At 54.9% G+C, this 18915-nt stretch carries 12 protein-coding genes and 5 pseudogenes; 12 read left to right on the top strand and 5 right to left on the bottom strand.

Annotation, left to right across the window (positions count from 1 at the left end; translation table 11 throughout):
• Positions 1–69 precede the first annotated feature (69 nt).
• The 3 genes from pth (at position 70) to C4Q26_RS16075 (ending at position 3210) form a co-directional block, all read left to right on the top strand.
• Positions 70–654, top strand: coding sequence for an aminoacyl-tRNA hydrolase (gene pth, locus C4Q26_RS16085; RefSeq protein WP_023382360.1), 585 nt, complete (start codon positions 70–72; stop codon positions 652–654).
• A 22-nt stretch (positions 655–676) separates the two neighbouring features.
• Positions 677–1777, top strand: a complete 1101-nt coding sequence (gene ychF / locus C4Q26_RS16080; protein ID WP_023382361.1) for a redox-regulated ATPase YchF — start codon at positions 677–679, stop codon at positions 1775–1777.
• 188 nt (positions 1778–1965) lie between these two features.
• Positions 1966–3210, top strand: coding sequence for a tyrosine-type recombinase/integrase (locus C4Q26_RS16075; RefSeq protein WP_104883309.1), 1245 nt, complete (start codon positions 1966–1968; stop codon positions 3208–3210).
• Positions 3211–3267: 57 nt separating this feature from the next.
• Here C4Q26_RS16075 and C4Q26_RS16070 read toward each other — a convergent pair.
• Positions 3268–3999, bottom strand: a pseudogene (locus C4Q26_RS16070) (IS30 family transposase); the annotation flags it as partial.
• A pseudogene (locus C4Q26_RS16065) lies at positions 3968–4125 on the bottom strand (acyl-CoA dehydrogenase C-terminal domain-containing protein); the annotation flags it as partial. The pseudogenes C4Q26_RS16065 and C4Q26_RS16070, both read right to left, overlap by 32 nt.
• Before the next feature lie 1016 nt (positions 4126–5141).
• Between C4Q26_RS16065 and C4Q26_RS16060 the strand changes: the two are divergent.
• The 7 genes and pseudogenes from C4Q26_RS16060 to C4Q26_RS16035 all read left to right on the top strand — a co-directional run.
• Positions 5142–6761 carry a methyl-accepting chemotaxis protein gene (locus C4Q26_RS16060; protein ID WP_104883308.1) on the top strand — a complete coding sequence of 540 codons (1620 nt, stop codon included), beginning with the start codon at positions 5142–5144 and terminating at the stop codon, positions 6759–6761.
• A gap of 210 nt (positions 6762–6971) precedes the next feature.
• Positions 6972–9953 carry an EAL domain-containing protein gene (locus C4Q26_RS16055; RefSeq protein WP_104883307.1) on the top strand — a complete coding sequence of 994 codons (2982 nt, stop codon included), beginning with the start codon at positions 6972–6974 and terminating at the stop codon, positions 9951–9953.
• A gap of 311 nt (positions 9954–10264) precedes the next feature.
• Positions 10265–11740 carry a sensor domain-containing diguanylate cyclase gene (locus C4Q26_RS16050; protein ID WP_104883306.1) on the top strand — a complete coding sequence of 492 codons (1476 nt, stop codon included), beginning with the start codon at positions 10265–10267 and terminating at the stop codon, positions 11738–11740.
• A gap of 100 nt (positions 11741–11840) precedes the next feature.
• Positions 11841–12551, top strand: coding sequence for a hypothetical protein (locus tag C4Q26_RS27880; RefSeq protein WP_158664893.1), 711 nt, complete (start codon positions 11841–11843; stop codon positions 12549–12551).
• Positions 12552–13017: 466 nt separating this feature from the next.
• A complete protein-coding gene (locus C4Q26_RS16045; RefSeq protein ID WP_104883305.1) occupies positions 13018–13851 on the top strand; it encodes a MinD/ParA family protein in 834 nt (277 codons plus the stop codon).
• 73 nt (positions 13852–13924) lie between these two features.
• On the top strand, positions 13925–14299 hold the full coding sequence (locus tag C4Q26_RS16040; RefSeq protein ID WP_177429834.1) for a chemotaxis response regulator CheY: 375 nt from the start codon (positions 13925–13927) through the stop codon (positions 14297–14299).
• 518 nt (positions 14300–14817) lie between these two features.
• Positions 14818–15135 (top strand): annotated as a pseudogene (locus C4Q26_RS16035) (IS21 family transposase); the annotation flags it as partial.
• A gap of 56 nt (positions 15136–15191) precedes the next feature.
• Here the strand turns inward: C4Q26_RS16035 and ltrA are convergent.
• Positions 15192–16460 carry a group II intron reverse transcriptase/maturase gene (gene ltrA, locus C4Q26_RS16030; RefSeq protein ID WP_104883303.1) on the bottom strand — a complete coding sequence of 423 codons (1269 nt, stop codon included), beginning with the start codon at positions 16458–16460 and terminating at the stop codon, positions 15192–15194.
• A 282-nt stretch (positions 16461–16742) separates the two neighbouring features.
• The gene (locus C4Q26_RS28105) at positions 16743–16925 is read right to left on the bottom strand and encodes a hypothetical protein (protein WP_177429807.1); all 183 of its coding nucleotides are present in this window, start codon (positions 16923–16925) and stop codon (positions 16743–16745) included.
• 72 nt (positions 16926–16997) lie between these two features.
• Between C4Q26_RS28105 and C4Q26_RS16020 the strand changes: the two are divergent.
• Positions 16998–17294 (top strand): annotated as a pseudogene (locus tag C4Q26_RS16020) (IS21 family transposase); the annotation flags it as partial.
• Between the two features lie 129 nt (positions 17295–17423).
• On the opposite strand, the pseudogene C4Q26_RS28825 reads toward C4Q26_RS16020, so the two are convergent.
• Positions 17424–18085 (bottom strand): annotated as a pseudogene (locus tag C4Q26_RS28825) (DUF1837 domain-containing protein).
• 424 nt (positions 18086–18509) lie between these two features.
• On the opposite strand from C4Q26_RS28825, the gene C4Q26_RS16005 reads away from it, so the two are divergent.
• On the top strand, positions 18510–18839 hold the full coding sequence (locus tag C4Q26_RS16005) for a hypothetical protein (protein ID WP_104883302.1): 330 nt from the start codon (positions 18510–18512) through the stop codon (positions 18837–18839).
• The last annotated feature ends 76 nt before the right edge of the window (positions 18840–18915 follow it).

The raw sequence follows: 18915 nt of genomic DNA, 5'->3' as shown, positions 1-18915 counted from the left end.
CGCCGGTGTTGACCGGGTTACAGTGCCCCGCGCCCTGTAACCCACCAACTCCAAGGAAGAGCCCCTGACGTGACCGCCATCCAGTTGATCGTTGGCCTGGGTAACCCCGGCCCCGAATACGAACAGACCCGGCATAACGCAGGGGCTCTTTTCGTTGAACGCCTTGCCAGCGCCCAGCGCGTGTCGCTGACCGCTGACAAAAAATATTTCGGCCTGACGGCTAAGTTCAGCCATCAGGGTCACGACGTTCGTCTGCTGATCCCCACCACCTACATGAACCGCAGCGGCCAGTCCGTGGCGGCATTGGCCAATTTCTTCCGCATCAAGCCGGAGGCCATTCTGGTGGCGCATGACGAACTCGACCTGCCTCCGGGCGTTGCCAAGCTCAAGCGCGGCGGCGGCCATGGAGGGCACAACGGCCTGCGCGACATCATCGCGCAGCTCGGCAACCAGAACGACTTCCACCGCCTGCGGCTTGGCATCGGCCACCCGGGCGACGCCAAACTGGTCTCCAACTTCGTCCTGGGCCGCGCGCCGCGCGCCGAGCAGGAGAAGCTCGACGCCAGCATCGATTTTGCCCTCGGCGTAATGCCGGACGTGCTCGCTGGCGACTTCGCCAAGGCGATGCGCGAACTGCACAGCCAGAAGGCCTGATTTCCTAGAGAGGGGAACACCCATGGGTTTCAATTGCGGCATCGTCGGCCTGCCCAACGTCGGCAAGTCCACCCTGTTCAACGCCCTGACCAAGTCCGGCATCGCGGCGGAGAACTTCCCTTTCTGCACCATCGAGCCGAACAGCGGCATCGTGCCGATGCCTGATGCGCGCCTGAACGCGCTGGCGGAAATCGTCAAGCCGAACCGCATCCTGCCGACCACCATGGAATTCGTCGACATCGCCGGCCTGGTGGCGGGCGCATCCAAAGGTGAAGGCCTGGGCAACAAGTTCCTGGCCAACATCCGCGAAACCGACGCAATCGCCCACGTGGTGCGCTGCTTCGAAGACGAGAACGTGATTCACGTCTCCAACAGCGTCGACCCCAAGCGCGACATCGAGATCATTGACCTCGAACTGATCTTCGCCGACCTCGACAGCTGCGAAAAGCAACTGCAGAAGGTTGCCCGTAACGCCAAAGGTGGCGACAAGGAAGCCCTGGCACAGAAGGCCATCCTTGAGCAGCTCATTCCGCACTTCACCGAAGGCAAGCCTGCGCGCAGCCTGATGAAGAACATGAGCGCCGAAGACAAGGCCGTGATCCGTGGCTTCCACCTGCTGACCAGCAAGCCAGTCATGTACATCGCCAACGTTGCCGAAGACGGCTTCGAAAACAACCCGCACCTGGACGTGGTCAAGGCCATCGCCGAGGAAGAAGGCGCGGTCGTGGTGCCGGTGTGCAACAAGATCGAGGCGGAAATCGCCGAGCTGGATGAAGGCGAAGAGAAGGACATGTTCCTCGAGGCCCTGGGCCTGGAAGAGCCTGGCCTGAACCGCGTGATCCGTGCCGGTTACCAGTTGCTGAACCTGCAGACCTACTTCACCGCCGGCGTGCAGGAAGTACGTGCCTGGACCGTACGCGTCGGCGCTACCGCGCCTCAGGCCGCTGGCGTGATCCACACCGACTTCGAAAAAGGCTTCATCCGCGCTGAAGTTGTCGCCTACGACGACTTCATCCAATTCAAGGGTGAAAGCGGCGCCAAGGAAGCCGGTAAATGGCGTCTGGAAGGCAAGGACTACATCGTCAAGGACGGTGACGTGATGCACTTCCGCTTCAACGTCTGAACAGAAACTTAGATCCTCTCGGATCTTGATGGACACTGAACCCCTTGAGAAATGCAGCCTCAAGGGGTTTTTCTTTTCCACCAAGATCCATTAGGACACTATACGATCCAGCAGAGAACCGGGTACGCTACCGGGTACAGCGAAAACGAACCCACCTTTAAACCGGGTACAGCTAGAAAGGAGCAGCCATGCCGCTTACCGACACTGCGTGCCGCACCGCAAAGCCCAAGGAAAAGCCCTACAAACTGACTGACGGAAATGGTCTCTATCTGGAGGTGAAGCCCAACGGGGTCAAGGCATGGCGCTATCGGTTCGAGCTAAGCGACGGGGCGACCAAGAAGGAAAGCGTGTTCGCCATCGGGGATTACGTGATTGCCCCAAAGGGAGAAATGCCCGAGCAAGCTGAGGAACGTCGCAAAGGACGTCGATTCACCCTTTCAGAAGCCCGAGAGGAGCGCGTTAGAGCACGCTCGCTGGTCATACAAGGCATTAATCCAGCCCACCACCGCCAGCAAGAGCGAGTCAAACGCGACTACGAAAAGGCCATTACCTTTGAAGCTGTCGCCAAAGAGTGGCTGGCTCTGAAGGACTGGGAAGACATCACCAAATCCAAACGACTCAAGATGCTAGAGCGGGTCGTCTTTCCAAGAATCGGCGATCTGCCGATGAAGGCCATCACTCCCGTCAACATTCTTGACGTACTCAGAGGGGCAGCACAGGAGAATGGGCCTTCTGTTGCCGCAGAAGCGAAGCGGACCATGTCCGGGGTTTTCGAACTGGCAATCTCAACCCTACGCACCACCAGCGACCCCGTATACCCGGTTCGTAAAGCGCTGCCAGCCAACAAGACGCAGCACAAGCGCCCACTTTCCGTGAAAGAAATTGGCCAACTGCTGCGAGATGTCGAATCCCACGGCGGGCGCCATGAAACGCTTTGCGCGTTCCGCCTTATGTGGATGACATTGTGCCGCCCTAGCGAAGCCGTTGAAGCTCAATGGTCCGAGTTCAACTTGGACAAGGCGCTATGGAAAATCCCAGCCGAGCGCATGAAAAAACGCAAGGCGCATACGAACCCGCTGCCCCTGCAGGCAGTAGAAATGCTGCGAGGCCTTCATCTCATTACTGGCAAATACGCGCATGTTTTCCCGCACCGAGACGTACGTACTCGGCCAATGGTTTCAGCGTCATTCCGCCAGATGCTTAACGTCCTGGGCTGGGGCGGTAAGTACAGCCCGCATGCCACAAGGACAACTGGTAGCACCAGACTCAATGAAATGGGCTACTCAGCAGACTGGATCGAAAGACAGCTCGCGCATACCGAGCAGAATGCAGTCAGACGCACTTACAACCATGCTGAGTACTTAGATGATCGAGCCATCATGATGCAGCGGTGGGCAGATATGCTAGACAGTTGGAAGAAGGAAAGCGCTTAGGCTAATTTGAATCACATGCCCCTAATCCGGCGGTTTCAGGAGCTGAGTGCAACACGGTTATTGAATTGAAGCTGGAGCATCATGCCGCATAGCCATGGCTTCTTGCATCACCTCGCCCATGACTTCAATCGGGCATTTGAAGTCGAAGCGCTTGCGCGGGCGCATATTCAATTGCAGTGCAATGGCATCCAGCTCTTCCTGGCTGTGTACCGACAGGTCTATGCCCTTGGGCAGGTACCGGCGGATCAGGCCATTGATGTTTTCGTTGCTGCCGCGCTGCCAAGGACTGTGCGAGTCGCAGAAGTAAATCGCCACCCCGGTCTTCCGGGTGATGTCGGCGTGCCGCGCCATCTCCCGCCCTTGCTCGTAGGTCATGCTCTTGCGCATCGCCAGCGGCATACGATTGAGCGCCGCGCTGAAACCTTCCATCGCCGAGGTCGCCGTCGCGTCGTTCATCTTCACCAGGATCAGGTAGCCACTGGTGCGTTCTACCAAGGTGCCTACGGACGAGGCGTTGGCCTTGCCCTTGATCAGGTCGCCTTCCCAATGGCCCGGCATCAGTCGGTCTTCGATCTCCGGCGGGCGCACGTGGATACTGACGATCCCGGGGATTTGGGCACGCCGATCTACACCGCCAGAGCGCGGCCGGCGGGCCGTCTTGCCTTGGCGCAGGCAGATGATTAGCTCCTTGCGCAGTTCGCCGACCGGCAGGGCATAGATCGCGTTATAGATCGTCTCGCGACAGACGTAGGCATTTCTAAGGCTGGGAATGTTCATGCTGCGCAGCCTCAAGCAGGTAGAGTGACTCGCTGCCGGCCTTCACCGAGGCGCTCAACGAGTGAATACGCGGCAGCAGGGGGGGGCGAAATAGAACCGCGCCGTGCCCAGCTTGCTCGCGTAGAAATCGTCCTGCGCTTCTTTACCGTAAGCTGCCTTGGTCATCAAATGGATCATGTCGCGCAACGAATGCGAGAAAGGCCTCGGCGGAAACAGCCAGCTCGCTGGTCACCACCGGCAACATGCGCGACACCTCCCAGCGCTGTGGCGCGAGCGCCTGAACGATGGACGTTATGTCCTCCTGATGGTTCAGCGCATGACCACGGTATTGAACTTCAAGCGCAGAGCCGCATTACCCGCCTTGCACGCGCGAGTTTTCTCACTCCCCTCTCCCACGCTGTAAAAGACTGCCGGTCAAGCCATGATCCCCGGTGATACACCAGGCCAATCAGTACAACATCGGCGCAAACATCCACTCATCAGAAATTTCTCATTATATTGACGCCAAAATTACGCCCCAGCTGCGACTGATGCTAGAATGACATCACCAAGGTGCCTGAAACATCACAAAGGCGCCCGAAAAGGTCATCAATACCTAATGACATCACCCGGCCTTCGAATGGAACCTGAGGCATGAACATCGTTTTTTCGGGCCAAACGCGGCAAGCAAAGCAGACCCGCCGCGAGCGCCTCCAAATTGACGTTGATAGGTGGGGTCCCTAGATAGTTTGACTTGATGATTGAGTCGCATTCCCGAGGGGGGATGATTTTCACCGAGCGGATACACCGATCTCGCGCTGGACAGGGCTTTAGGAGGCCAAGATTTTAGGAACAGTCCGGGTCTTTATCCGGAGCGAACCCTGATGGCACCAGCATTCCGTTCCCAGCCCCCGTACCTTGCGGAAATACCAACGTTGATAGAGTGTCAAGCGGAACGTCCGCCAAAAAGCGCGTCAGCTTTTTAAAAGGGAAAATCTTGCAAAGCCAAGTTGCAGACACGAAATAGTGAAGCAGGGGGAAACAGCTGAATCAGAACAATTCTCAGTACACAAAAAATTTTAAGCCAATACACTAAAGTTTTACTTAGTTCGCTCCGACAACTTGATAGGCTTGGCAAAAAGGCCATGTAACTCTGTCATGCAACGAGATTCCCCATGTCTTTCCGCAATTTGAACGTGTCCAGTCGAGCGGCTTTGGGTTTTGGGCTGATCGGCCTCATCGTATTGCTGCTCGGTCTGTTCGCCCTCAAACAGATGACCTCGATTCGCGACGAAGCCGGCAAAGTCAGCAATCAGTGGCTGCCGAGCATCACGGCTTTGGGGAGGCTGAATGAACACACCCTTCGTCTGCGCATCCACGCGTTGCGCCTGCTTGCCGACCGCGAGCATCTTGAAGAGATTCGCGCCACCGTCAATCAATTCATGACCGACCTCAAGCCGCTTGAAGATGCCTATGCAAAAACCATCTTCATGGCCGAGGAAAAGGCGCTCTATGAGCGTTATATGAGCGCTCGCCAACGTTTCGAGTCGATTCTGCGCGAAATCCAGCAACTGGAAAGCAGTGGGCAACTTGCGAAAGCCATTGTCCGGACCAGTGAGCAATTTACCGACGTGTCCTCGAGCATGAGCCAGGCATTGCGTGATCTGGTCAGTTACAACACTGAACAGGCCGAGCTTTCGTCGCAAGAGGCGGACAAGCTATTCAGCAACGCACGCGTCTGGATGATCGCGACAATCATCGCAGCCGGCCTGCTGACCTGGCTACTGGCCTGGCTGTTCACCCACAGCATCGTTCAGCCGCTGAGCCAAGCCGTCGAAGTCGCCGAAAGCGTGGCCAGTGGCGATCTGCGCCGGCCGATCGAGATCGAAGGCAAAGACGAACCGGCCCGGCTCCTGATGGCACTCAAGACCATGCAGGCGAGCCTGTGCGAAACGGTACAGCGCATCGCCGACTCGTCAAACCAGCTCGCCTCGGCCGCCGAGGAACTCAACGTGGTCACCGAAGACTCGACCCGCGGCCTGCATCAGCAGAACGACGAGATAGAGCAGGCAGCCACTGCAGTCAACGAGATGACCACGGCGGTCGATGAAGTGGCTAGTAATGCCGTGGCAACCTCCGAAGCCTCCCGAGAATCGGATGCAACCACACAACGGGGACGGCAACAGGTTATCCAAACCGTCGATTCGATCAGCCTGCTGGCCTCCGATGTGACCTCGACGGCAACAGAAGTCGAGCGGCTGGCCATTCATATACGCGATATCAGCAAGGTACTGGACGTGATCCGTTCGATTGCCGAGCAGACCAACCTGCTCGCGCTGAATGCTGCCATCGAGGCAGCCCGAGCAGGCGAAGCGGGACGTGGTTTTGCCGTGGTGGCCGATGAGGTACGCGCTCTGGCACACCGCACCCAGCAGTCGACCCAAGAAATCGAGCAGATGATCGGCGCGGTACACCAGGGCAGCGAAAAGGCAGTCCAAGCGATGCAGACAAGCAATCAGCGCGCGCACTCGACCCTCAAACTGGCCAAGGCCGCCGGCGACGCACTGGACGACATCGCTCGAGCCATCAGCCAGATCAGCGAGCGCAACCTGGTGATTGCCAGTGCCTCCGAGGAACAGGCGCAGGTTGCGAGGGAAGTGGATCGCAATCTGGTGAATATTCGCGACCTGTCGATGCAATCCGCCGCCGGTGCCAATCAGACCAACGCAGCCAGCCAGGAACTGGCGCGCCTGGCCGTAGAGCTCAACGGTCTGGTGGAACGCTTCAATTTTTAACCGACGGACACACGCCGCCAACAACCACCTACCGAGAACGCCCCCTGCTCGCCTTGAGCGACCCAGGGGGGAGTTTATGGTATTAGGAGCGGATATTTCACTTCTTCACTCCGAGCATCAGGCCACCAGTGACTCCCCAGGGATTGACTGCAACACGCCTTGGGAAATCCATGCCGGAGCCAAATCGAAACTACCGAAGGAACCATGAGGATGGCATCGACTGGTGTCGCCAAGGCGAGAAACCTCTGGCACTGCTTGCTCGCGTTGACTTTCGTCCCGTTTGCTGAGGCCTCGCAGGACAACCCATCGTCGCTACGCGTGGTCACTGACAACAATTACCCCCCCTACGTCATTCAAAGAGCGAACGGCCAGGTTGAGGGTTACCTCATTGATCTTTGGCAACTCTGGGAACGCAAGACGGGTGTCCGGGTCGACCTGAACGCCATGCAGTGGGCAGATGCACAGCGTTTCATGCTGGACGGCAAGGCAGACGTGATAGACATGCTGTTCCGCACCCCGGCACGTGAGGTGCTATTCGACTATTCGGCACCCTATGCGGCTCTGCCGGTAAGCATCTATGTCGATACATCGATCCACGGGATTCGTGACGTGGAATCGCTGGCCGGCTTCACCGTGGGTGTACAGCGCGGCGATGCCTGCGTGGATAAGCTCACCAGCCTGGGCATCTCCAGCCTGGAAGCCTACCCAAATTACGAGGCCATCCTGTCCGCTGCCGAAAGCGGCGAGATCAAGATGTTCTGCATGGACGACGAGCCAGCGAGCTACTACCTCTATCTCAATCGCGGCAATTTGAACTTTGCTCGCGCCTTCAAGCTGTACGAAGGACAATTCCATTGGGCTGTCCCCCGTGGCAACCAGGCAATACTCGACCTCGTCAACCAGGGTATGAGCTTGATCAGCGCCGATGAGCGGGAAGCGCTACGCAAGAAATGGTTCACGTACCCCTTCGAGCTTCGCCCTTACCTGCGCATCATCCTGGCGGTCGCGCTTGCAGCGCTAGTGCTGGTGGCCATGGCCGGTCTCTGGATCCGGTTTCTGCGCCGTGCCGTTTGGGCCAAGACCGTCGAAATACGCCAGCAACATAAGCAGCTACAACTCACAGCGGACGAACTGCGTTTAGAAAAAGCGCTGTTGCGCACCATCATCGAAAGCAGCCCCGATGCCATGACACTCAAGGATTCGAAGGGTGTCTACTTGGCTTGCAACGCCGCCGCCGATCAGCTGCTTGGCCTGCCGAGCGAGAAAATTCTCGGTAAGACGGACCGCGAGATATTTCAGGACAAGGACTATCTCGACCTCATCCACGCAAACGATCAACAAGCCCAGCGCACAGGACATAGACAACGCTACGAAATCGCCGTGACCACGCCAGACGGCACAAGGCTCGAACTCGAAGTACTAAAGGTTCAAGTCCATGACATCGATGGTGCATCCGTGGGCGTATTGACGACAGCGCGCGATATCACCGAACGCCGCCGCGACGAACGCGAGCTCAGGGTTGCCGCAGTGGCATTCGAGAGCCATGACGGCCAGATAATCACCAACGGCAATGGCGTCATCGAACGCGTGAACGCAGCCTTCACGCGCATCACAGGTTTCTCAGCGGGCGAAGTCCTCGGCAAGCCCTCCGAGAGCCTCAGGTCGGGCATGCACAGCCAAGCATTCTATGACGATATAACAGCCGCTCTGCAGCGAGACAGGCACTGGCACGGGGAAGTCATCAACCAGCACCGGGACGGCCATCTCTACAGCGCACGACTGTCCATTTCCGCGGTATCGGATGTTCAGGGGCGCACGATGCGATACATCGGCAACCTTCAAGACATCACGGCGGAAAAAGAGGCGCTCAAGCTGGCCGAGCACTTGAAGCTGTTCGACTCTTTGACGGACCTGCCAAATCGCATGCTGATGGAGGATCGCATACGCCATGCCCTGGACAATAGCTGCGAACTCACGGAATACGGCGCCATCATGATGCTCGACGTAGATTTTTTCCGGCAGGTGAATGATTCGCTTGGGCATGCCTGCGGCGACCTGGTACTGATCGAAGTCACACGACGAGTGCGCTCGGTTATCCGTGAAGGCGATACCCTCTGTCGCTTCAGTGGCGATAGCTTCGTCCTGCTGGCCGAGAACCTGGGTTTGAACACGCATACGGCGGCATTCCAGGCTCAGCAACTGGCCGAAGCCATCAGGCAGGCCGTCAAAGTCCCAATGACCGTGCATGGCCACCGTCTCGTCTGCACCGTCTCGGTTGGGTTGACACTGTATTTCGACCATGAGACGAACTCTGATGCTCTCCTGCGCCAGGCCGAACTGGCGATGTACAAGAGCAAGAGTCGTGGTAGAAACATCTGTTACTTCTTCGAAGACGCCATGCAGATCGAGATCGATGAGCGCAGAAAGCTCAAGGAGGAGCTCGAGGAAGCCATAGATCAGCAGCAGTTTGTACTTCACTATCAGGTCCAGGTCGACGCGCAAGGACACCCCATTGGTGCGGAAGCTCTCTTGCGCTGGAATCATCCGCAGAAAGGAATTGTATCGCCGGCAAAATTCATCCCGTTTGCCGAGGAAACCGGCCTGATTGAGCCAATCGGCCGCTGGGCTCTGGCCACCGCTTGCCACCAGCTCGCCGACTGGGCGCAGCATGACAAGCTGCGGCACCTCAGCATTGCCGTGAACGTAAGCCCACGTCAGTTCAAGTCCGAGCGTTTCGTCAAGGATGTCCTCGCGGAAGTCCAGCATTCGGGGGCATCGGCCAATAAGCTCAAGCTGGAGGTGACCGAGAGCCTGGCCATCGACGATTTCGAAGACTCCATCGCCAAGCTCAATGCACTCAGAGCGCTCGGCTTCCGGATAGCGCTTGACGATTTCGGTACGGGCAACTCCTCGCTAAACTATCTGACCAAGTTGCCTCTGACTCAACTGAAGATCGATAAGTCATTCGTCGACAACCTACCGGCCGGTCACCGCGACGCCATGGTCGTCCAGACAATTATCGCCATGAGCCGCGGGCTTGAACTCGACGTGATTGCCGAAGGCGTAGAGAATGAGGCGCAACGCGACTTTCTTGCGACCCTGGGTTGCGAGGCGTTTCAGGGCTATCTGTTCGGTCGCCCGCTGCCAGTGAATGAATTTATGGAAGCGGCCCTGCGCGAACAGCAAGACTAAAGCCTGGTATGAGATCCATGCCGCGAAGAATGGCGCCCCGGCGCAATCTCGCCGCAGCTTGCCCATGACACCCGGCGCGCCAAGGCCGCCTTCGACAAGGTTTCCATCCAATAGGTATATGTCCTTACGCGGCACAGCACCCAACACCCATTACACGTATCGTGCGGCGATCTTTTTGCCTTCAAATCAGGGGGCAATGAATGGGCGCAACCCTGAGGATAGCTTTATACCGGCAGCGAAACCCAGACAACCACAATCATATATATTCAACAATAAAAATTCGCTTGAAAATTTTTACAGAGCATCGATAATTGTCTATAAAATATGCCTTTATTAAAGTTTGCATAATTGGATTTCTGGCCACAATAGCCAGCGGGGTCCTTATTTACCAGGAAAGCCAGCGATACCGGCACACTATCGACTCTGTAGTAACTGATATAGAACTTTATCGACTAAACAGGCATATCGAGACACTTGTTCTGGCACGCCAACGAAACGCAAAAACCATTAGCTTCCTGATCAATATCGAACAATATCTGGGCACACCCTCAGCCACATCCAGGCAAAAACTTAATAATCTGCTCAACGAGCTACGAGATAATCTCGACGCCAGCATCATATACATCCTGGATGAACACGGAACAGCGATTGCCTCAAGCAACCATAACGCTCGAAACAGCCTTATCGGTCACAATTTTAGCGCTCACTATTATTTCAAGCAGGCGATGCTGGGCCTGCCAGCCCAGCAGATAAACCTGGACGTTGTTACCAACCGCTTCGGAGCCTACTTTAGCCATCCGATCATTGCAGAATCGTCGGCGGGCGGCTTGCCTGCCCATATGCTGGGGACCATAGTAATCAAGGAGTCGCTAAACTTACCGTTGATCGGCATATCGAAGAAAGAAATCGCAACCTTACAAAATGACAAAACAACAGCACTAACATTACTGATAGGGCCAGAGGGAACGGTAGCTGCGTCAAATGCCGACGACTGGGTGGGCAAGATACTGCCGGCAGACATTCTCGCCGACAACATGCAGATCTGGGAGCACGAGGGCGCTCGCTATAAGGTTTCGCGGATTACGTTAACCGACTTTCCAGGCTGGCAGCTCATCCGCCTTCAGCCGTCGGTTTCCTGGGTAGGTCATGTCATGGCCCCCTTGCTGACCCTGGCTGGCGGGCTTTATCTGGCAATGTTGTGCGCGGTCTTCCTCGCTATGTTCAGACTTTACAGGCGAGTTACCGTCTGGATCAGGAAGCGAGAGATTTCCCATATACGCCTGCGCCGCAGCCACCAACGGTACCGCCGACTCTCCTATCGAGACGCACTTACAGGCCTTCATAATCGTCGCGCATACGAAAACGATCTAACCCGCGAGATGCAGAGGTCCGAGCGATATGAACAACCTCTTACGATCGCGTTGCTGGATATCGATTTCTTCAAGAAGATCAACGATCGACACGGCCACGATGTCGGCGACCGCGTGCTTAGAGATTTTGCAAGGCTGATACAGAAAAACATCCGCGATACCGACTCTGCGTACCGATTTGGCGGCGAAGAATTCATTATCATCCTTCCCGAAACGGACTTGAAGGCAGCAAATGCCGTCATAACGCGCATTCAAAGCTCGCTACTGGAAGACGACAACGAAACCCTATATACGTTCAGCTGCGGTATCTCCCTCCAGCAACCCAAAGACACAGCCGAACAGCTATTCGAGCGCGCCGATGAGCTACTGTACCAAGTCAAAGAAAACGGCCGAAACGGAATAAGGCTGCAGTCCTGAAGATAATTGATATTTGTAAATTACTCACCGGAATTCCACGAGAGCAGTGCCATGGGCACTACCAGACGATTCCAATTTGAAATAAAGAATGGTGGCTAAATTGAAATTAAGCGCAGTTTTTATATTTGGACTAGCAATACAGCTATTGGCACTGGGCACATTTTTTTTTACGGAAACTTCTTTTTTGTCATGCCCTGACAAAAATAGAATCAACCCAGACAGCCAGGCAGAATCTAACCACTCTGGCGAGGCTTCTTTAATGTCGCCAGCTCACAAATCAGAAAAACAAGATAGTTGGACCTGGATGACGTCATTTAAATTTTCGGATTCAGAAGACAAACTAAGCTACGAGACTCTTAAAAATGAAATCTCTATTGCAGCTTGGTTGAGATACTTGCTTATAGCAAGTGGCGTTATGACGTCAGCAGGATTATTAATGATGATTAGCCGCCGAAAAAAAACTACAAATTTTACACCTGACCAGCTATTTCACCTCTGCTCTGTAAGGGCTGCATTAGTGCCGACCACCTATCAACAGTGCTTTAAGTGCCACGCAATTGTTAAGTATCAAAAAAATATAAAGGCCTTATCCAAAGGCTCAGCAATATGGGTGTTAGAGATTACTATATCAAGTGCATCGGACCGTAGGAAATCCGCTGAAGCAATTAAAGCAATGAACTTGCCGGTCATACGACAAGAAAATAACTTTATAATTCTTGGCCCATACAAAAATAAGACCGAGGCAGCGGAAATCGTACGCAATCTATACATTACTCATAATGTTAGAAGCTGGCTATCCCCAGGAAACTGATATATAGTTATACCAACGAAAATATCCGCACCTGATAAACTGCCTTATTGACATTCTTTACCGCAACGGGTTTATTATTGGTAAGTAGGACTGAAATATCGAGGTTAATGTACACACTGACGAAATTATCATATTTTTTTGATAAAGCCTCCAGTCTTCATCAGAAACTCGTATCGTCTTTAATTTAAGATGTCGCACTAGAATCACGGCCGCAACCAGTACGGACTATTGGAAGCCTTCAGGTTTTGGCCGGGCCGGGAAATACTGGCACGATTATTGCTTTGACTGAATAGAGGCGCCAATTTTAAGGCTAAATGAAAAAGGTACCGATGGCCATATTTAGCGGCTCTCAGGTCGTTGGGCAAAACATAGAGCCGTGCTTTCACAGCCACGAGATTAGAACAGCCGTCTTGTAGCACATCAAAAAATCCAAGCGGCCGCCACTTAAATGACCAGGAGTAAGAAAATGAGCCGCATGTATCCCGTGCAGGTCATCGCTGTAACAGGAGGTAAAGGCGGCGTCGGTAAAACGAATGTAGCCGTAAATCTGTCACTGGCATTAGCTGAGCGTGGCCGGCAGGTCATGCTCCTTGACGCTGATCTAGGTCTGGCAAATGTCGATGTTTTACTTGGGTTAGCACCCACCCAAAACCTTGCTGACGTGATTAAGGGACGATGTGAACTGCGGGATGTCGTTCTGCAAGGGCCCCGCGGAATCAGCATCGTTCCTGCCTCTTCGGGCTGCCAGAGCATGAGTCATTTAACGCCAGCTCAGCACGGCGGAATAATTCAAGCCTTTAATGATATCGACGAAAAGCTCGACGTATTGGTGATTGACACGGCTGCCGGCATAGGTAGCACAGTTATCAGTTATATTCGTGCATCTCGCGAAGTATTAATGGTCCTATGTGACGAGCCAGCTTCAGTTGCCAATACCTATGCGCTAATAAAAATGCTCAGTCATTCTTACGGCGTGGCTCGCTTCCGAATACTAGTTAACATGACACGAACCCCCCAAGAAGGACCCAATCTTTTCGCTAGATTAATGCGTGTTACCAATATCTTTCTTGACGTGAGCTTACAATATGTTGGCGCCATACCTTATGATGAATGTATGCGCAAGGCTGTAAAAAAACAGCGTGCTGTATACGATGCTTTTCCGCGTTCTCAGTGCTCCCTGGCATTTAAAGCTATCGCGCAAAAAATAGATGCTTGGCCATTACCGGAAAACCCGATGGGGCACTTGGAGTTTTTTGGTGAGCGGCTGATAACCACTTCCAAGTGGCGAAAAGCCATGTAATTTTTGTAGCTGGCTATAAATTGTAATTAATTTATTATAGAAGTGACGGCTCGGTGCTTAGTTGAATAAAAACATGAAAATACTTATCGTTGACGATTTTTCAACGATGCGACGGATCTTAAAAAATTTGTTACGCGACCTGGGGTTCACTAACATATTTGAGGCAGATGACGGAATGTCTGCACTTCCGATGCTTAAAAAAGGTAGCTTCGATTTTCTCATCACTGATTGGAATATGCCTGGCATGTCCGGTATAGATCTTTTGAATTTTGTACGTGCTGACGACCGTATCAAACACCTTCCAGTTTTAATAGTGACTGCCGAGGCTAAACGTGAACAGATAATTAAGGCAGCCGAAGCTGGAGTGAACGGCTACGTAATCAAGCCCTTTACCGCACAAGTCTTAAAAGTAAAGATTGAAAAGATTTTCGAGCGCAGTAGTAACTAAATTTCCGCTGAAGCTAGGCGGCCGCAAAAACTGAGTGCAACAGCTGACCTTTTCGGTAGGGTGCGGCCCCATGTCCTATTCCGAACTCAGCGTCGAAGTGTAGTGGTCAACCCATTCCGGGCAGTGGGTTAAGTTTTTCTTCATCCACCACAGGTGATAGTCCATCGTTGAACTGATGCTGCCTGATCCAGTTGTAACGATGGGCGTCAGGGCAATGGTCGGCCCCCTGCGCGAGGAAGGTAAGCTATGCGACTCAGGGCCATGCGGCGCCATTCAGCCCGTGCATCGGCCCTGACCACGCCTCTCGCCCGGCAGCATCGTCATTCTCCCACCTTCCAGAGCAACACCATGTCTAGCCTGAATCCAAGCCGCGAACAACTGCTTGAACAAGCGGTCGCGGTAGGGACGGCAGGTAACTGCCGTCCCTACCGCGACCGGTGTGTTGCCCGGACGGTTACTTTTTTCACCACCATCAACATCTTTTTCGAAGCAGAAAGGTTGTCGTGGAGCGTTTATCCATGGGTAAGATTCGCAAAGTGCTACGTCTCAAGTTCGAGGTCGGACTATCGGCTCGCCAGATTGCGGCCAGTGTGCGGGTCGGTCGTGTCATCGTCGGTGACTACCTCTACCGATTCACATCCAGCGGCCTCTCCTGGCCGCTTCCCGCTGAGTTTCCGACGCTGAGCTGGAGCGGCGCCTTCTCCCGCCACCGCCGGCAGTCCCCTCCCAGCCACGACCACTGCCCGACTGGGTCTGGGTGTGCGGAGCTGCGCCGACCGGGCGCAACCCTGGCGCTGCTCTGGCAGGAGTATCTTCTGGGCCAGCCACAGGGCTGGTAAGTAGACCAAAGGAGTTTCACCTTCAGCCTCTCGCAGAACCGTACGTGAGCCTCTCAACTCATACGGCTCCCGTTGCCCAGTCGAACCGCATTTCCAAAGACATGCCAGTGCACGAACAACGATGGACAGGCTTTCTTCATTCGATTGAGCCAGTCAGCACTGCGGCGCTTGTGCCCGGCCAGTGGTTTGTATTTCTGACGTGCCCATCGCTTTAGCTTCAAGTCAAAATGATCGAAGACCTTATGCATCGTTGTTTTGTAAAACGCACCATAGTAGTTCCACCACCCTCGAAGAGTAGCGTTGTACCGCTTTGACAGATCCAGAAGGCTGGCCGGCGTTTGCCGCTGGATATTCCAGCGGCGCGTTTGCTGGCGCATTCGTTTCAAAGCCTCGTTACTGGCAGCAGGCTGGAAGCTGGTGAACCGGCGTCCATTATTACCCTGTGCCTCTCGTGGCCGAAAGGTGAATCCTAGAAACGTGAACTGCGTCGTCGGGTAGGTTGCTTTGCGGTTACTGTCCTTGCAATAAACGATCTTTGACTTTTCCGGGTGCATGGTCAGCAGGCATGCTTCCAATCGTGCCTTGATTGCCGCCATGACCTCATACGCTTGCTTTTCGCTGCGGCAGTGAACCACCGCATCGTCGGCATAGCGGGCAAACGGACATCCCGGATAAGACCCTTGCATCCAGGCATCGAACGTATAGTGCATGAACAGATTCATCAATAAGGGACTGACAACCCCACCTTGGGGCGTGCCGCTTTCACGCGGTACTTGAACGCCGTCAGCAGTCTCAAACGGCGCTTTAAGCCACCATTCGATATACAACAGAATCCAGTCGTCCTTCACATGATGCCTTACTGCTTTGAGCAGCAACTCATGATCGATATGATCAAAAGCTCCCTTGATATCAAACTCCACCACCCAATTCATATTCCAGCAGCGCCTGCGAGTGATCTCGACCGCCTGTTTGGCTGACTTTCCCGGCCGGTATCCATAGGAATCCGAATGAAAAAGACAATCCAGGCGCGGCTCTATAAGCAGCTTGACGGCGGTCTGAGCCACCCGATCGGCTACCGTTGGAATACCCAGCTTGCGTTTGCCTCCTGATTGCTTCGGAATTTCCACCTGCCGAACCGGTGGCGGAAAATAGGAACCCGACGACATGCGGTTCCAAACCTTGTACAGGTTCCGTTGCAGCTTCTGCTCGAACAGGGCAATAGACTGTTCATCTATCCCAGCGGCTCCTCGATTGGCTTTCACACGCTGGAAGGCCTCCCAAACTGTCAATTTGGAAATGCTGTACGACTTTGCTGTGCTCATGCCGCTCCTCCTCGCCACAGCGAGTTGACGACATGAGAAAGCCGGGCAACGCCATCCCTTCGCTCCGCTCTCATTACAAGAGGTTCATCACTACTACGAATGGCTCTGCCCCTGAACCTTTGCATCGGTATTCTTCCTCGCGGTGGTAACCGCTTGTCATTTCCCTTGGCATCAAAGGCCAGGTTCTCACGTTCCGTATCAAAGCCTGTATTGAGCTCATGCCGCCTATACACCGGCTGCCATCTGGACAGTAAACAGGTGCCCTCCAGACTGATCCCAAGGCTACTGAACGACCTTGGTTTTGACAGCACTTGACCAACTTAACGATGCGTCCTCGAACGGTTTGCTTTCGCTCATCTTCTCAATACGTACCTGACGCCGTTTATCAGCGCCTTTTCCACAGTCGCTCACCACCACGCTTTTTGAACGCAGCAGCACCGGGCGGTTTGAAGCCAGCTCCTGCAAGCCGACTCCGGGAGGCCTTCTCCCATCTTTGATACAGCATCGCCGGCTTACGCCAGCGTTCGTGACACACTCCAGTACAGGTGGTTCTGCGAGCACTACCGGGCCTGGGCCGGCAAGGTCGATGTGGTGATGCGTCAGGAGCACCGCGTCGGCGAGAAGTTGTTCGTCGACTATGCCGGGCAGACGGTGCCGGTGATCGACCGCCACAGCGGCGAAATCCGTCAGGCTCAGGTGTTCGTCGAGGTGCTCGGCGCCTCCTGCTATACCTTCGCCGAGACCACCTGATCGCAGCAGTTGCTCGACTGGCTGGGCTCCCATGCCAGTTGCTTCGCCTTCCTCGGCTGGGTGCCGGAGATCGTGGTGCCGGATTATGTCGCGCGCCACATAATCCGGCTTTTGTTCCCTTTGCTGTTATGGGGCACTGGCTCGGCAGCCCCAGGAATGACGGGGGCGCTCGACCCGAGCGGGCACATAAGAATCAAAGGGAATCGAGCCATTTCAGCAAGTCGACGTCCCGGTGCCAAGCGTCTGTTTGGAAGGATGCCTCCGAGGATTGATCAGGTGGAGCGCACAAGGCAACAGCAGCTTCCTTAGTCCGAATGTTGATCTCAGCATAACGGTTCGTCGCGTCCAGACCGACGTGACCCAGCCAGGCCCGGATGACGTTGATTTCGACTCCAGCCTCAAACAGGTGAGGGCTGGGTTGCTAAGGTCGGCCTTGTCGCTCAGGAGCATTAGGTCGCGCTCCCGGCCTGCCTCCTCGTGTTTGGGCTCGATCAGGAAGGGGGAGAAGGAATTGTGACAGTCGCGAATCGCAGCGCTCGCATCCGCGTAGACTTTTGATTCCCCCAGTAGAGCTTTAAAGTGCCCTCCGCTGTCACGCCCACATACAAAACCCCATCCGCGCCGTGATAGTGCATACGTGTGCCGGTCTTGAGATCCATTTTGGAAAGAATCTGTCGCAGCTTGAGGAAGCGCTCCGTCAGCAGGAACAGCAGCATTTCTCCGCCCTCGCCGGTGTTCGCCAAATCGGTAAACGAGCGATCGACGCGCTCGATTAGTTCGGCGACTGCCTCGGTGCTGTTGAATCGGCTGTCACGCGCTTTTGCCTCGACGAGCTCCGAGCTCGGAATCGCATAATCAACGATGGCATTCCGCATGAACTCTGCCAGCCGATACGGTTGAACACGGCCATTTCCATCCATCGAAAGACAGTGACAGTGAATCTTGACTATATGCCCGTCAATCAGTATTCCTCGCTCGACGAGTGTCAGGTGAACCTCAAGCGCTTCCGGGTTCCCCGTTAGAGCAGATTCGAGATCGGCGGGGGATGATCGACAAACGGCCTCCACTCCATATGGTCTACTCCATCTGCGTTCAGATGGCATGACGAAATCAGAATGCAACCGTATTCACCGCTGTAGTGCATAGGACAAACTTGCCTAGAGACCTTCGTGTGTCCGCGTGGGTCGACTGCTGCGGTCAGTTTCTGACTGATACAGTGGTCATGACACTACCATTCGATTCGAAAAAATCTCAGCCACACATTATCGCGATGACATAAGCACCAAGGAGATTCGCCCCATGTCATTGCAGTGCCCCCGTTGTCACTCCCCCAAAGTCGCTTCCTTCCATCACGCCATGAAAGTCGGCGCGGCCATCGGCACCGTAGGCGGTGCTGCCCGTGGCGTCAGCGCAGCTCTAGCTGGTGGTCAGGCTGGTGCGCTTATCGGTGCTATCGCCGGGCCTATCGGCATCACCCTCGGTTCAGTATCAGGCGCAATCCTCGGCGGCCTGGCCGGCGGGGTCGGCGGCTGTGCGCTCGGCGCCCAACTGGGTGAGTCGCTCGATCGCCACGTCCTGGCCCACAACCTCTGCTTGCTATGTGGCCACCGCTTCAACCTCCCGACCTAACCAAGTCAACTTCCCTTCTATTTATTACGTCCGGACGGTGCTGCGCTCTGCGTGGCGCTTTATGCCGGCTTGCACC

This window comes from Pseudomonas sp. SWI44 (assembly GCF_002947915.1).
GTDB classification, from domain to species: domain Bacteria; phylum Pseudomonadota; class Gammaproteobacteria; order Pseudomonadales; family Pseudomonadaceae; genus Aquipseudomonas; species Aquipseudomonas taiwanensis.
This window is presented reverse-complemented; position numbering and strand designations above follow the sequence as displayed.